Source organism: Thermanaerothrix sp. (assembly GCF_056331585.1).
This window is the reverse complement of record NZ_JBWGPQ010000047.1, coordinates 1-15,709: the sequence shown is the minus strand read 5'-3', so window position 1 is coordinate 15,709 and position 15,709 is coordinate 1. Positions and strand designations below refer to the sequence as shown.

The window sequence follows — 15,709 nt, the reverse complement described above, 5'->3', positions numbered from 1 at the left end:
CCACCAGTGCCACCTTCTTCGGTTTCCCATTCCCCTCCGGGCGCTGGTAAAACCATCGCAGCCGTGGGTTGAACTGCACCACCACCAGCGTGACCATGGACAACACCTGCTGCACCTCCCGCCGTCCGCCGTAGATATGGCGGCAACCTTCCTGCGTGCCGCTATCGCAGTTGTAGGGCGCTACGCCGATCAGGACCGCGATTGGCTTCCCGTTCAAATGCCCCCGTTCGGGCAGGTCTGCCAGCGGGGTTGCGGCGGTCGCCTTCCCCGCCCCGGGCACCTAGGTGAGGAGCGCCGTCCTCCCGGGAAAAGCCGCTTCCAGGACGGTGGAAATGGCGGCGTCCAGGTGCTGGTGCTCCTCCTCCAACACCTTCAGCACCCGCTTCGGACTGAGGCGCACCAGGGGCTTGGCGTAGCGCAAGCGATTGCGCGCGACCAGGATCACGTCCATCACCTGGCTGCCCTAGTTACGCGGCGCCGCCAGGTGCTACTGCAGCAGGATAGGTAAACAGGTTAGGGGTGGGCGAACTGCCGCGCCAAATTGGGCCAGCACCCGCACGTCCGGGTGGTCCGTTTTTGCCCAGTACCCCAGGGCGGACAGATGCTCCCGCCCGCTGCCGCGGCCGCAAAGCGCACACTCTCACTGCACCCGGATCGTCTCGATGAAAAGGTTGTGCTGGCCGATCAGGCGCGCCAGGCTCTGGAGCAGTTCCGGGGTGATGCCGGTGGTCTCGTTGGGGAACTCCAGCAGGTAGCGCGCGCCGCCCTCGAAGATCCAAAACGCAAAGCGATCTTGCCCGGGCGAAGAACGCAGTAAGAAATAGGCATGCTTGATGCGACGCACATCGCGCACCTTATTCCCGCTAGAACGGAAGACCAGCGTGAGCATGCGCAGTTCCAGCGGGATCGCCGTGCCGTCGGCAGCGCGCGGCGCCGGGGGCAGGATGTAGTCCACCTCGCCCATCCACGGCGGTGGGGGTGGCTCAAAAGGCGCCGGCGCACCCTGCCCGCTCGGAGCAGCGGCGACCGCTGCGTCCCTGTTCGCAGGCGCGAGGTATAAGTCCTCCACGCTCTCATCTATCCCCTGGCCTGCACGCACGTCCAGCAGCGCTTTGGGCAGAAAGTCATCCGCAAACAGCGACTCGTCCTCTCCGCCACTGCCCTCCGGCGGGAGCAGATGCCAATCGTCCGGCTCGGGCGGCGGGGGCGGGAGGGTGAACTCCGCGCGCGCCGCCTGGATCTCCGCAGGCGCAAGATGGTCTTCCTCAGGTAGATCAGCGTGGCGTGGCGGCGGGGGCATTTGGCCCGGCTCGTAGGTCACAGCCGGGCTCGCCGCAGCCTCGGGCGTCAGCACCGCCATGGTTTCAACCAGCACGGTGGGTTCGTCCTTGCTCAGATCAAGCGTGCCGTTCACCAGCACCACCTGATCGCGCGCCACCAGACCGCGGTACTGCTCCCACGCCTTGGGGAACAGCACCAGTTCCATCGTCCCCTGCAGGTCTTCCAGAGTCACAAACCCCATCATCTTGCCCGCCTTGGTCTGGGTGGTGCGCCACTGGGTGATCAGACCAGCCACGCGCACCCGCTGACGGTGGGCACCGTTGGGCAGGTCGGCCGAGAAGTGAGTCACCTCGCGGCGCAGGCGGTCCAGGTAGGGGGTCAGGGGATGAGCCGAGACGTACAGGCCAAGCAGTTCACGCTCCCACTCCAGATAGTCGCGCGGGTTGATGTTGTTCGCGGGGGGCAGGGTTACCGGCTCTTCCACTCCCTCCACCGTACCGAAGAATGAGAGTTGCCCGCTGGCCAGGGCGCGGAAGTGGCTGTAGCTGAGCGCGATCAGGCGGTCGAGCACTTCTAAGATTGCCTTGCGCGGGCCAAGGCTGTCGAGCGCCCCCACCCGCACCAGGCACTCCAGGGCGCGCCGCCCCACCTGGTGCAGATCCACGCGGCGGGCGAAGTCGTTCAGATCGCGGAACGGGCCGCCCGCGCGCCGCCCGGCCAGGATCAGCGCCACTGGGCCTTGCCCCACGTTCTTCACCGCCCCCAGCCCAAAGCGGATGGCGGCTTGGCCATCGGGGCGGTCCTCGATGGTGAAATCATACTCGCTGGCATTGACATCCGGCGGCAGAACCTCAATACCCATGCTACGGCAGTCGGCGATGTAGAAAGCCACCTTGTCGCTGTCGTTCATCGAGGCTGAGAGCAGGGCGGTCATATATTCGACCGGGTAATGGGCTTTGAGATAAGCCGTCTGCACGGCGATGATGCCGTAATCCGCGGCATGGGCTTTGTTGAAGCCGTAGCGGGCGAACTCTTCCCAATCGGCAAAGATCGCCTGGGCGGTGGCTTCATCCATGCCGCGCGCAACCGCGCCCGTGACAAACTTATCCCGGTGCTTCTCCAATTTATCCTTCTGCTTCTTGGCGATGGCCTTGCGCAAATCATCCGCTTCCGAAAGCGAATACCCCGCCAGTTCCACCGCCGCGCGCATGATCTGTTCCTGATAAATCGGGATGCCGTAGGTCTCTTCGAAGATCGGCTGCATCGCCGGGTGGCGGTAGGTCACCGGCTCTTCACCGTGCATACGGCGGATATACGCGGGGATAAACTCGAGCGGGCCGGGACGATATAGCGCCACCATGGCGATCACGTTGGCCAGCGTCTTGGGGCGCATCTGCATCAGGTAGCGCGTCATCCCCGCGCCTTCTAACTGGAAGACGCCCGCCGTGTGCCCCTCGCTCAGGAACTCGTAGGTGGCAGGGTCATCAGTGGGGATGTTGCTCAAATCCAAGTGCACTCCATGGCGCTGTTCGATCAGGCGGCAGGCACGCTGCATGATGGTCAGCGTGGCCAGCCCGAGGAAGTCCACCTTGAGCAGCCCTAGCGATTCGAGCACCGACATTTCAAATTGGGTGACCGTCTTGATGGGGTTATCCTCATCCCCACCGGTGGGACGGTGCAGGGGCACGTACTCAATCGCCGGGCGGTCGGTGATGATCACCCCCGCTGCGTGGGTGCCGGCGTTACGGATGGAGCCTTCCATCTTCGCCGCGGTGTCAATCAGTTCTTTGAGATAAGGCGTCTCGTTGTAAAGCGCCTTGAGTTCGGGGGATTGCTCCAGCGCCTCGGGGATCGAAACCGGCTTGCCGGGGATGTTGGGGATCAGTTTGCTAACCCGATCCACCTCGCTGAGCGGGATGTCCATCACCCGGCCCACGTCGCGGATGGCAGCGCGGGCGCCCAAGGTGCCGAAGGTGATGATCTGGGCCACGCGGTCGTCCCCGTAGCGGCGGGCGCAGTAGGCCAGCATCTCGTTGCGGCGGTCATCCTGAAAATCCAGGTCAATATCGGGCATAGAGATGCGCCCGGGGTTGAGGAAGCGCTCAAAAATCAGGCCGTGTTCCAGCGGCTCGACGTTGGTGATATCCAACACGTAAGCCACCATCGAGCCGGCGGCAGAGCCGCGCGCGTTGTACCAGATGCCCTGGCTGCGGGCATAGCGGCACAGGTCCCACACAATAAGGAAGTAGGCATCGAAGCCCATCTCGTGGATGACGTTGAGTTCGTATTCCAGGCGCTCGCGCACGGCCGGATCGTGGGCGCGCGGGCCGTAGCGCCGCTGCAAGCCTTCTTCGCACAGGTTGCGCAGGTAGGTCTGGGTATCGTAGCCCGCGGGTACCTCAAAGACTGGCAGGTGATAGCCCTGGGGCGAAAGGTCAACATTCACGCGCTCGGCGATCCAGAGCGTATTGTGCAGGGCTTCGGGCACGTCGTGGAACAGCGCCGCCATCTCCTCCGCCGGGCGCAGGTAATAGGTGGGATCGGTCATGCGGAAGCGGTTGGGGTCGCTGAGCAGCGCCCCGGTTTGAATCGCCAGCAGGATATCCTGCAAGCGCCAATCCTCGGGGTTAACGTAGTGCACATCGTTGGTGGCGATCAGGTGTGCCTGGTAGCGCTGGCGCAGTTCGAGCAAAGCACGGTTGACGGTGTGCAATTCCTCGATATTGTGATGCTGCAATTCGATGAAGAAGCGGTCGCGCCCGAAGACCTCAAAATACCAGTCCAGGACGCGTTGGGCGGCTTCTGGCCCCAGTTTGAGCAGGGTTTGGGGCACTTCCGCCGCCAGACAGCCCGAGGTGGCGATCAGCCCCTCGGCATGCGCGGCCAGGAACTCGCGGTCAATGCGCGGGTATTGGTAAAACCCTTCCAGTTGGGCGGCTGAGGCAATGCGCAACAGGTTACGGTAGCCGGTCTCGTTCTCCGCCAGCAGAAGCAGGTGGTAAGCGGCGCGGTCAATCTTGGGATCGCGATCTTGCATGCGCCGCGGGGCCAGGTAGGCTTCCAATCCGATGATCGGCTTGACCCCCACGGCCTGGGCAGCGTTGAAAAAATCAATCACACCGTACATTGCGCCGTGGTCGGTGATGGCCACGGCGGGCATCCCCAATTCTTTAACCCGCTGGACCAATTTCTTGATATCGCTGAAGCCGTCCAGCAGGGAGTATTGGGTGTGAACATGCAGATGGACGAAGGACATCCTCACCCCTAAGCGGTGCGAAAAAGGGAATGAACACGGGGGACGCTAAGGATTATAGCATGGCACACCCGCCGCCTTGCCCCCGGCGGACTTAAAAAATGGGGGATTTTAAGAGAGATGCCTCAGGGGTACTGTTCTTCACACGAGGGGTCAAAGCTATCGCTTCCACCCCCACCGTAGCAGATGTCGTAGCCCTCCCCGCCGATCAGCGTATCGTTGCCCTGGTTGCCGTAGAGAATATCGTCGCCTGGGCCACCCAGCAGCACGTCGTTGCCCCCGCGTCCAGAAAGATTGTCATCTCCACCCCCACCCAAGATGCAATCCCCGCCCTGGCGGCCATTGATCGTATCCGCCCCCGGACTGCCCAAAATCAAGTCGTTTCCGTTGCTGCCGTTGAACGTGCCACTGCCCACCACCAGGTTGGTCAGGCTCAACGCGGCGCACGCGGCGGGTTTAAGGTCGTTGGGGGTAATAGGCAGGTTGGTGGCACCCAGCCAGGTCACCGGGACGATCGTGGCAGCGGCAGAGGCAGCGCTCACGCCGAGCGCCACCAGCAAGACCAACACCAGGAGCCAATATCGCGCGCGCATGGGGTCTCCCTCACGCTCCCTCGAGCCAGAGCGGGTCAAGCAGTCGCTCGCGGCGGGCCAGGAAGAGTGGCACATCCTCGGCGGCCAGAGGTGGGCTGATCAGATAGCCCTGGGCACGGTCACACGCCTGGGCGCGGAAGAGGCGCAACTGCTGGAGCGTCTCCACGCCCACCGCTGCCACGTGCGTTTGCGCCTGGTGCGCGGCGGCAATCCAGCGCCCGAGTGCCTCGGCGGCGTTGGCCGTTTGGACCAGGCGCTGCAGCATCGGGTAGCCCAATTTCACCACATCCACCGCCGGCAGAGCTTGCCAGGCTGGCGCGTCCACATCGCTGACGGTGTTGAGCGCGATGCCGAAGCCGGCCTCGTGCAGGGCGCGCAGGGTCTGCGCCACCTGGGGGTCCTTCAGCGGCGCATCGGGCGGGATCTCGAAGATCAGCCGGGCCGGGGAAATGCCGGCGGTGAGCACGTGCTGATGGGCTTCCTCTGCCCAGCCGGGGGTTTGCAGGGTCGCCAGCGCCAGGTTAATCGCTACGGCGTAGGGTGGGCTGCCCGCGGAATCCCAGGCACGCAGATGTGCCACCACCTGATGTAGCACCCAGCGATCCACCTCAACCGCCAGCCCGGTCGCTTCGATCTGCGGCCAGAACGCCGCCGCGGTGATCAGACCGCGGGTGGGGTGATGCCAGCGGAGCAGGGCTTCCAGGTGAGTGATGCGGCCATCCTCCAGGGCAATGCCGGGCTGGTAGTAAAGGACAAACTGCCCTTCTTCCAGTGCGCGCCGAATTTCCTCGACCGGGACGGTGGGCAAAGGCGCCTCGCGGTAAACGTAAAGCGTCTCATCCTGGCGCAGGTAGTATTCCAGGTAGGCGGTATCGGCGTAGAGGAAGAGGGGCTGCGCCGTCTTCTCGGCCAGGCGCAGCAGGTCGGCGTGAGCTTTCACCTGCACCACCCGTGCCGGATGTGTCAGGGTCAGCGGACGGTCAATTTCCACCACCTGACCGCCGGCACGCAAACGGGCTGCCAGTGCCGGCGCCCGACGCATCGTCCAGGCCTCTACCCCGTAGAGCATGAGTAGGCCGAGCAGGGTCAGCCCCAGCCCGGTGGCGGCGATCCCGCGCGCCAGTCCCACCGGGAGCGCCCACCCGAAGATGGGTAACGTGTTGGGGATGATCACCATGCGGGTGAGGGTCCCGGCACTGACCGGCGCCAGGGGGTCTTGCTCACTCCCACCCTCGCGGCGCAGGTAGATCTGTTGCTTCTCCACGGTAAAGGTCAGCGTGGGCGTAAAAGCCGCTTGCAGGGGTTCGTTGGTGAGTGCGCCCAACACCTGCACGTTGGGATTAATGGTGAGCGTATACTGGTAAGGCTGCACCCCGGTGATGGCCTCGGTCTGGCGCAATAGGTCTTCAAGCAGGCACACGTTCAGATTAGCCTGGGTTTGGAAGGCATTGCCGCTAAAGCGTTCTTCCGGCTGCAGGGGAAAAACACGCTTCCAGCCATTCGGCGCAGCCACCTCGGCTTGCAAGCGGTAGCTGCCGCCGCCTTCAAACGGCGCCGCGCTTTCCAGGCGGTAGGCGAACGAGACCGTCACCGTGCAGGAAAGGTGCGGGAAGATGGCCCCACCGCTGGGCACATGGTCAGCATCATAGACCCCGCTGGCGCGGAGGGGGGCGGTATAGGCAAAGGTGCCGCGCTGAGTGTAGGGCACCGCCTCGGGCACTGCGAGCGTGGGCGGGCGAGTGAAGGCGAACACGCCCAGGATCAGCGCCAGGAAGCCCACGATATAAAGCGCAATTAGGTACGCCTCAGCGTGGGCCGCCACACTGCCGCTCAGGGCGGTAAGGGCACGACGAGCGTGCCGGCGCAGGCGCACGTGGGAGGATGAGGGAGAAGAAGGGGTCATCAGCGTCACTCCGACCACAAAGACCAATAAGCCGCTCAGGGCAGCCAGAGCCGGCGGGGTACGCAGAGTCTGGATCACCCAGCCCAACCCGGGCACATGTAACCATAGTTTACCTAAAATCTCGGCAGCGGTGGGATGGTAACTATCCACCCAGGTATTGTGATCGCCTTGGAGAATGAAGCGCTCACCGCTCTGGGCGATAATACGGTGAAACACCGGCCCGATCTCAGGGTGGCGGTAGGCGACGATATCGCCGACCCAGTAAAACGGCGCCGGGCGCACCAGCACCAGGTCGCCGCGGACGAAGCGCGGCGCCATGCTGTTGCCGCTAAGGATGAGGTAATCCACGCCCCCGCCGAAGGCGCGTGGGGCAAAAAGCGCCCACGCTGCCACCAGCGCGCTCACCGCTGCCGCCACCCGCGCCCGCGTACCGCGCCACCACCACCGCATGTGATCACCTCATAAGATACCAAACAGGGCGCGAGTCATGCCCATCCATCGCGCCCTGTGTTGAGTATACTCAAAAATCGCGCTTACTGGGCCGCAACCACGCGCAGGATGCTGGCGTCGTAAACGCTCACCCCACCCCCCACATTGCAGGTGTAGGTGGAGCTGCTGAGGGTGCAGGTATACCACGTGCCGCTCGCCGTCAATTGAACTTTGACGGTCTGAGCCGGGTTACTCCCGCTGAGGGTGAACTCCACCGCGCTGATCACCGCCGGATTGGTACTATCCAGCACGTAATGCACGTTGCTGACGGTGTAACCGCTGATCGCGTTGCTGCCATCGCCCGCCGAGGAGGCCGGCACCGTGTTTGCCGCGGCGTAAGCGAAGGTCACCGCCGCCAGCACCAAGGCAATTAACAAGGGGTACAACCAACGCAACCGGGGTCTCATGATGAATAACTCCTTTCGGTATCGGGATAAAGAGGGGATTACAGCGTATTTTAAGAATTTTGACCTTACTTCACAAGTCATGTCACGAAATTGTAAGGCTAATGTAAGGTTGCTGACCAGGGACAAACGTCCCGCTATCTGTATGAGGGTCCTCGTCCCCATGATCCCGGGTAGGACCACGATAGGCGCCTTTTTGGACTAAAATAGAGCATATCTCCACCTTCCCTTGAGGTACCGTCCATGGTCTCTATCTTCCCCCCGCTCCCACGTTCGCTGTGGTTGGATACCGCCGGTCCCTACACCCCCCAGCCCTCGTTGCAAGGGCGGGTGCGCGCCGATGTGGCCATCATCGGCGGGGGCTTCACCGGGCTGATGACGGCGTATGAACTCAAGCACGCCGACCCCGCATTGGAGGTGGTCGTGCTGGAAGCTCAAACCATCGGCTATGGCGCCAGCGGGCGCAACGGCTCGTTCGCCATGACCGTGGTCGGGCTGGGTTTTGGGGTCATGCCGACCTTGCTTGGGCGTGAGCGCTTTATCGCCGCCCACCGCTACATGATGGAAGCCGTGGAGACCCTGGATGCCTTCATCCAGCGCGAGGGCATCGCCTGTGAGCGCCTGCGCCCGGGCTTCTTGCGCGTGGCAACCACCCCGGCCTACGTGCGCCGCCTGCAAAGTGAAGTGGCGCTCATGAACCGCCTCGGCTTTGAGGATATTTACTGGCTGGATCAAGCCGCAGTGCGCGAACGGGTGGCTTCGCCGCGCTACCTGGGCGCGCTGTGGGAGCCGCGCCTGCTCTTGCTTCATCCGGCCAAACTGGTGCGCGCCGAGCGCGACCTCGTCCTGCGCCTGGGCGCCGCAGTGTACGAACATTCGCCCGTGCTGGAAATCACCTCCCGCCCCCGCTTCCGCCTGCGCACCCCGCAGGGGGAGGTGGAATGCGAGAAACTGGTCTTCGCCACCAATGCCTATTCGCACCTCTTCCCACCCTTACGCCGCCACCAGATCCCCGCCTTCACCTATATGATCGCCACCGAGCCGCTCACCCCGGAGCAACTGGCGCCCATCGGCTGGCAAGGGTTAGAGGGCATCGAGGACGCACGCAACCTGATCCACTACTACCGCCTCACCCCCGAGCGGCGTTTAGTGCTGGGTGGGGGTCCGGTGGGGCTGACCTGGGCGAACCGCCTGGATGGCGATCAGAGCGACGCCGCCTGGCGCCACCTGGAAGCGCACGTGACGTACCTCTTCCCTCATCTGCACGGGGTAGCCATCACCCACCGCTGGGGCGGGCCGTTCTCGGTCACCCTCGACCTCACCCCGGCCCTGGGTTACTTAGGTGACCGGCGCGCCGTTTACAGCCTGGGCTGTATTGGGCACGGTGTCTCGATGAGCCACCTCAACGCGCGCCTGCTGGCCGACCTGATCCTGGAGCGCCCTAACCCCTGGCTGGAGACGTGCCCCTTCGTCAACCGCCGCATCCTGCCCTGGCCACCGGAGCCACTGCGCATTGCGCTGGCTGCCGGCTTGCGCACCTACCTGCAGTTGGAGGATTGGGCTTGCGAACGCGGACCCTCCTCTTTTTCATCCTCATCTTCACGGAGGCACAGCGATGACGTTAGACCTTAACCTGATTCGATCCCACTTTCCCGCCTTACGCCGGCCGGTGATTTACTTCGATAACCCCGGCGGCACGCAAATCACCCAGATGGCGCTGGACCGCATGGTCAACTACCTCACTCTGCACAACGCCAACCACGGCGGCGCCTTTGCCACCAGCCGCGAGTCGGATGCGGTATTGGAGATGGCGCACCAGGCCGTCGCCGATTGGCTCAACGCAGCGCGGCCGGATGAGATTGTTTTCGGCGCCAACATGACGACACTCACCCTGCACCTCAGCCGCTCCATCGCCCGCACCTGGCAGCCCGGCGATACCATTGTGGTTACCCGCCTGGATCACGATGCCAATATCTCGCCTTGGGTGCTGGCGGCGCAGGATCGCGGCTGCCGTGTGCGCTGGGTGGACTTTCACCCCGAAGACGGCACGCTCGATCTGGACGACCTGGCACGGGCGTTGGAAGAAAAGCCGCGCCTGGTGGCGGTGGGCTATGCCTCCAACGCCTTGGGTACGATCAACCCGGTGGCAAAAATAGTCAGCATGGCGCATGCCGTCGGGGCGTGGGTGTACGTGGATGCGGTGCAATATGCCGCGCACGGCCCGATGGACGTGCAGGCGCTGGAATGTGATTTTCTGGTCTGCTCGGCATATAAGTTCTTTGGGCCCCACGTGGGCGTGCTCTACGGGCGCTACGACCATTTGCAAGCCCTGAGCGCCTACAAGGTGCGCCCGGCGCCCAACGACCCACCAGGCAAGTTCGAGACCGGCACCCAAAACCATGAGGGCATTGCCGGTGTGCTGGGCGCGCTGGAGTACCTGGAATGGGTGGGCCGCACCTTTGGCGCCGCAGTAGATCAGCCGACGCTGGCGGTTTATAGTGGACGACGGCGCACCTTCAAGCAGGCCATGCTGGCGATCCAGGCCTACGAGGCCAACCTCAGCCGTGCCTTGCTGGACGTGCTGGAAGCCATCCCGGGGGTCACTGTTTACGGGCTGCGCGATCGGGCCCGCCTGGCCGAACGCGTGCCAACGGTCAGTTTCACCCTGGCTGGGTGGCTGCCACAGGCCGTGGCAACGGCGCTGGATCAGGCCGGCATCTACGTCTGGGACGGCAACTTCTATGCCCTGGCGGTGACCGAACGCTTGGGGCTGGAGGGCAAGGGCGGGCTGGTGCGAGTTGGCCCGGTGCATTACAACACGCCGGACGAGGTGCAACGCCTGGGTGACGCGCTAGCGCGCCTGGTGCGCCAGGCCTGAGCCGCAACCCGCCGGCCGGCGCGGGTAACGGCGACAAACCGCGCCGGCTGAATCTGCGTATCCTTCCTCTGATGGCGCTCTCCTTCCCCTGGTCGGCTTTAGAGCGCGCGGTAGCCTGCCGCGAACCCCACCTGGATGCCGAGCACAGCGGGGCCTACCGCCTCTTCGCCGGGTTTTACGAGGGCTTTCCCGACCTGGTGATTGACCTCTATGCCCGCACGCTGGTGCTGTTCAACTACGCCGAACCGCCCTCTACCTTAGATGCCCTCATCCCCGAGGTGCAAGCATGGCTGTTGGCGCGCTTCCCCTGGGTGACCGCGGTGGTGCTCAAAACGCGCTTCGCTACTGATCCCGCCCGGCGCCGCGGCGTGCTGACCTGGGGCGATCAGCCGGCTACGCGCATCCGCGAGCACGGCGTGTGGTACGCCCTCGACCTGCGCCTGAATCAGGATGCCAGTTTTTACCTCGATACCCGCCACCTGCGCGCCTGGCTGAAGGAAAACCTCCGCGACAAGACCGTGTTGAATACCTTTGCTTACACCGGCAGCCTGGGTGCTGCCGCGTTGGCCGGGGGTGCTCGGCAGGTGGTGCAGACCGACCGCAGCGCCCGGTTCCTGGCCATGGCCCGGCAAACCTACCGCCTCAACGGTTGGCCGGTCGCCCCGCATGATTTTGTGGTCGCCGATTTCTACCGCCAGACGGCGGCCTGGCGACGGCAGGGTGTGTGCTTCGATGGCGTGATCCTCGATCCCCCCTTCTTTGCGGAGGAGCGCAGCGGGCGGGTGGATCTGCAGAATGCCTATCACCGCCTGATCAACAAGGTGCGCCCCCTGGTCGCTCATGAAGGCTACCTGGTAGCGGTCAACAACGCCCTCTTCCTCAGCGGGCAGGCCTATCTGGAGATGCTCCAATCACTGGCTGAGGAAACCTACCTGCGCCTGGAGGCGCTTATCCCTGTGCCGGAGGATGTCACCGGCTACCCCGAGACGCAGGTGAGCGCGCCACCGGCTGATCCTGCGCCCTTCAACCACCCCACCAAAATCGCCGTGTTGCGCGTGCGACGGGAAACTTAGTTACCCATCTCTTGGATGCCATAAAGCCACCACCCATAGGCCAACCTGCGCCGATCGAGAAATGGCTCCGGTTGGGTGCAATAGTTCAGGTGCGGCAGGGCGGCGCAGAGCGCCCGCGGCCAGTTGAGGTTGAAGAGGCGCAAATGCTGTTCAAACCTGACCTGAGTGCGGCCCGTTGTCTCTCCCTGTGCCGCCAGAAATGCGTCCAGGCTCGCGTTCCATTGTGCCTGGGTCGGCTCATACACCCCCAGGCGCACGCTCAGGCGAGGTTGGTGGGTGATGAACGGGCTGAGCACGTAACAGGGCGCCGTGCAGGTCGCACCGGGGCGAAAGACCTGCAGGTTGAGGTCGGCACGATCATACTGCACTCGCAGGTGCAGCCCGATTTGCTCGTAATACTCATTCGGATCCTGAATGTTAACCAGCAGCGTGGCGTTGTGAGGCAAATGTGCCGCAACGTACGCCAGGGCCTGGCGGTTGGCACGATCCACCACCATTTGCAAGCGGGCATTGGTGAGGTTCGTGGGCAGGGTGGTCAGAAAAAGGGCTAAGCCCAGCCCCAACCCCAGCGCCGCCCAGGTGCGCCCGCGGCCATCGCGCCGGGCTTGAATGGCCTCGTAAAAACCGACCGCCCCGAACATTGCCGCGCCCACGCTGAACGGCAGCATGTAGTACTCCACCATGTACACCCAGGGCAGGAAGATTGCCATCCACCCCGCCATCCAGAGCAGGGCTTCCAGAGCCAGCAGCCCGAACGTCCATGTGCGCTGACAGAGCCAACGGTAGAGCAGCCAGAGTCCCAACGGTAGCAGGTAGAGATCATCGCGCAGCAGCCAACCGACCCAGCGGATAAGCGAAGCCTTGATCGCCGCGGCGCTTAATGCATAGGCATCGGTATAGGTGCCGGCGGTCAGTGCCGTGGGGATGACTTGGCGGCGCAAGATGTAAAACAGCCCGCCCGCCAGCAGGCTGATCACCCCCAGTGCCAGCGCCGACCGCACCTCCGTGCGCGCCGGGGCAGTACGGCGCAAGCTCCAGGCCAGCCCGGCCCACCCCAGCCCAATCGGGAGCATCACCAGTGTGGTCTCTTTGACCCCAGCGGCCAAGAACAGCAACAGGGCGGCAACCACCGTGCGCCAGCTCCACCACTGCGCCCCACGCGCCGGCACGGTGTAGAGCAGGTTAAGCGCGCCCAGGATCAACACCACCTGTAGCGGTTCGCTTTTGGAGAGGGTGTAAAAACTCTCCACCACCGGCCCGGAGAAGAGGAAGAGCAGCCCCGCCCCCAACCCCACCAGGGGTTGGTCGGAACGGAGGCTCACCCAGCGGTAAAGAAGCAGGGTGGCAGCGCACAGCAAGGCGAGGTTGCCCAGGAACCACCCACGCGGGTTTGTGCCCGCCAGCCGGTAGAGCAAGGTGTTGTAAGCCCAATAGACGGGTCGAAAACGTCCAGCCTCGCGGTCAAACTCGACTTGCCAATCCCCCTGCAGGATTTGGCGCGTAACGCTCAGGGTGCGCCCATCGTCGAGCAAGCCGAAATCGGGCTGCAGCAGGCGGGGCAAGAGGAGGAGCAGGCTGAGCAAGAGCAAGATGCCAACGTGCACCTTAGGCCGCTGAAACCAAACGAGGGGTAAGGTCATGCCGATGCGCCCTGACGTCTCAAGAAGGTTATCTTCCTCATTATAACCGTAGGCTCGCCTCAAGCATGTTATACTTTTCCCCACAAAGGCGTTATTCCTATGTCCTTAATCACTGCCACTGACCTTGCCAAATCCTTCGGCGCGCAGGATGTCTTCATCGCCGTGACCCTCAGCATCCCGCGCGATGGGCGCATTGGGCTGGTCGGTGCCAACGGCGTGGGCAAGACCACGCTCTTGCGCATCCTAGCCGGCCTGGAAGAACCAACCCGGGGCGAGGTACAGCGCGCCAAGGGCCTGCGCCTGGGTTACCTGCCCCAGGAAGTCCCCGTGCCCGACCCGAGCCTCAACGTCTGGGCGTTCTGCCGCCAGGCGTTCGCCCACCTGATCGCCATGGAAGAGGAGTTAGCCCGCCTTGCCGCCGCCATGGGTGATCCGGCGCAAGGTGAGGCCGCGCTGATTGCTTACAGCCGACTGCAAACGGCCTATGAGCACCAGGGCGGTTACACTTATGAACACCACCTGCGCCAGACCCTGATCGGCTTGGGTTTCACCGAACCGGAGTGGCAGCGTCCGCTGGGGCAACTCTCGGGCGGCCAGCGCACGCGGGCCTACCTCGCCCGTCTGCTGTTGGAAACCCCCGACCTGCTGCTCCTGGACGAACCCACCAATCATCTCGATATCCAGGCGCTGGAATGGCTGGAGAAGACCCTGCGCGATTGGCCCGGCGCCGTGGTTGTGGTCTCGCACGACCGCTACTTTTTAGATCATGTGGTATCCACCGTTTGGGAGTTGACGCCCGAGGGGCTGGAGGTCTATCGCGGCAATTACTCCGCCTACTGGCAGCAGCGCCGGGAACGCTATCAGCGCCGGTTGGAAGAGTACGAAGCGCAACTGGCGCGCATCGAAAAAGAAGACGCCTATATCCGCCGCAACCTGGCCGGGCAGAACGCGCGCCAGGCACTTGGGCGACGCAAACGCCTGGAACGCCTGCTGGAGCAGGTGCGCCGTCCACCACCCCCCGAGCCGCGGCGCATCCGCCTCAATTTTGGCGAGGTAGCGCGCTCCGGCGATTTAGTCCTGCGCACGCAGGGGCTAGCCATCGGCTACCGTGATGAGGGACGGCCGCTCTTTCACGTCCCAGATCTGCTGCTCAAACGCGGCGAGTGCGCGGCCATCCTCGGTCCCAACGGCGCCGGCAAGACCACGTTTCTCAAAACCCTACTGGGCGAGGTGCCACCCTACGCCGGCGAGGTCATCCTCGGTGCCGGTCTCAACATTGGCTACTTCGCCCAGGCCCATGAGGGCCTTGATCCGCACAAGACGCCTCTGGCTACGATTCTGGATGCCTGTCCCACCTGGCTTCCGGCCCAGGCACGGGATTATCTGGCGCGTTTTCTCTTCAGCGGGGATGACGTGTTCAAGCCCATCGCCGCCCTCTCCGGCGGAGAACGCGGTCGGCTGGCGCTGGCCTGCCTGGCGTTGGCCGGGGCTAATTTCCTGCTTCTCGACGAACCGACGAACCACTTGGATGTATTTGCTCAGGAAGTGTTGCAAACCGTTCTGGCCGCTTACGAGGGCACCATCCTTCTTGTCTCGCACGACCGCTATCTGATTGACACCCTGGCGACCCAAATCTGGCATGTGCAGCCCGAGGAACGCCGCTTGCAGGTTTTTGCAGGCACTTACAGCGCCTACCGTGAAGCCCAAGAAGCCGCTGCTGCCGCCGCCAAGGCTGCACCGGCCGCTGCGTCTTCGCGCCCGCACCGCGAGAACGCCAGCACCAAAGCCCAGCGCCGTACCCGGCAGGCCCTGGAGGCATTGGAGGCTGAGATCGCGGCATTGGAAGCCGACCTGGCACGGGTGACGCGGAGGTTGGAACATCCCCCCAGCGACCCGCTCAAAGTGGCCGAACTGGGGCGCGAGTATGAGCGCCTGCAGCGCCAACTCGAAGAACGCTGGCAGCGTTGGGCCGAACTGGCCGAAGAGGGCGACGGCGGGGCGTTCAATGCGTCTGCGTAGCCTGGTTTGCTCCAGGAAGAGGTTCGTTGCCAAGCGGACGGAATCCCGCGCGGAAGCAAATTTTTCGCAAATCCCCCCCCGTTTTTAAGCAAAAGACGATTTGCGAAGCGCAGGCGACGCAAGGGGAGGCGAAAGGGTTAAAACAGCCCTCTAGACGCACGTAGAGGCTTGATTTT

11 protein-coding genes are annotated in these 15,709 nt (G+C 63.8%); 4 read left to right on the top strand and 7 right to left on the bottom strand.

Annotated features, from left to right (window positions below):
• From AC01YT_RS12525 to AC01YT_RS12500, 6 genes are all read right to left on the bottom strand, one after another.
• Positions 1-280, bottom strand: a 280-nt coding sequence (locus AC01YT_RS12525) for a transposase (RefSeq protein WP_476675913.1), incomplete at its 3' end; no start/stop codon positions are given.
• Positions 281-451 carry a hypothetical protein gene (locus tag AC01YT_RS12520; RefSeq protein ID WP_476675911.1) on the bottom strand — a complete coding sequence of 57 codons (171 nt, stop codon included), beginning with the start codon at positions 449-451 and terminating at the stop codon, positions 281-283.
• A gap of 189 nt (positions 452-640) precedes the next feature.
• Positions 641-4,537 (bottom strand): DNA polymerase III subunit alpha, encoded by a 3,897-nt coding sequence (locus AC01YT_RS12515; protein WP_476675909.1) that lies wholly within the window; start codon positions 4,535-4,537, stop codon positions 641-643.
• A 122-nt stretch (positions 4,538-4,659) separates the two neighbouring features.
• Positions 4,660-5,127 carry a calcium-binding protein gene (locus AC01YT_RS12510; protein WP_476675907.1) on the bottom strand — a complete coding sequence of 156 codons (468 nt, stop codon included), beginning with the start codon at positions 5,125-5,127 and terminating at the stop codon, positions 4,660-4,662.
• A gap of 10 nt (positions 5,128-5,137) precedes the next feature.
• Entirely contained in the window at positions 5,138-7,480 is a 2,343-nt protein-coding gene (locus AC01YT_RS12505; RefSeq protein WP_476675905.1) for an EAL domain-containing protein, read from the bottom strand.
• Between the two features lie 83 nt (positions 7,481-7,563).
• Positions 7,564-7,926, bottom strand: a complete 363-nt coding sequence (locus AC01YT_RS12500; RefSeq protein WP_476675903.1) for a hypothetical protein — start codon at positions 7,924-7,926, stop codon at positions 7,564-7,566.
• Positions 7,927-8,166: 240 nt separating this feature from the next.
• Between AC01YT_RS12500 and AC01YT_RS12495 the strand changes: the two genes are divergently transcribed.
• The 3 genes from AC01YT_RS12495 to AC01YT_RS12485 all read left to right on the top strand — a co-directional run bounded on the left by AC01YT_RS12495 (position 8,167) and on the right by AC01YT_RS12485 (position 11,874).
• A complete protein-coding gene (locus AC01YT_RS12495; protein WP_315625075.1) occupies positions 8,167-9,555 on the top strand; it encodes an NAD(P)/FAD-dependent oxidoreductase in 1,389 nt (462 codons plus the stop codon).
• Positions 9,539-10,801, top strand: a complete 1,263-nt coding sequence (locus tag AC01YT_RS12490; RefSeq protein WP_476675901.1) for a cysteine desulfurase-like protein — start codon at positions 9,539-9,541, stop codon at positions 10,799-10,801. Before AC01YT_RS12495 ends, AC01YT_RS12490 begins: the two co-directional genes overlap by 17 nt.
• Before the next feature lie 71 nt (positions 10,802-10,872).
• A complete protein-coding gene (locus tag AC01YT_RS12485; protein WP_424914409.1) occupies positions 10,873-11,874 on the top strand; it encodes a class I SAM-dependent methyltransferase in 1,002 nt (333 codons plus the stop codon).
• Here the strand turns inward: AC01YT_RS12485 and AC01YT_RS12480 are convergent.
• Positions 11,871-13,514 carry a hypothetical protein gene (locus tag AC01YT_RS12480; protein ID WP_476675899.1) on the bottom strand — a complete coding sequence of 548 codons (1,644 nt, stop codon included), beginning with the start codon at positions 13,512-13,514 and terminating at the stop codon, positions 11,871-11,873. The genes AC01YT_RS12485 and AC01YT_RS12480 overlap by 4 nt on opposite strands.
• A gap of 99 nt (positions 13,515-13,613) precedes the next feature.
• On the opposite strand from AC01YT_RS12480, the gene AC01YT_RS12475 reads away from it, so the two are divergent.
• Positions 13,614-15,533, top strand: coding sequence for an ABC-F family ATP-binding cassette domain-containing protein (locus AC01YT_RS12475; protein WP_315625079.1), 1,920 nt, complete (start codon positions 13,614-13,616; stop codon positions 15,531-15,533).
• The last annotated feature ends 176 nt before the right edge of the window (positions 15,534-15,709 follow it).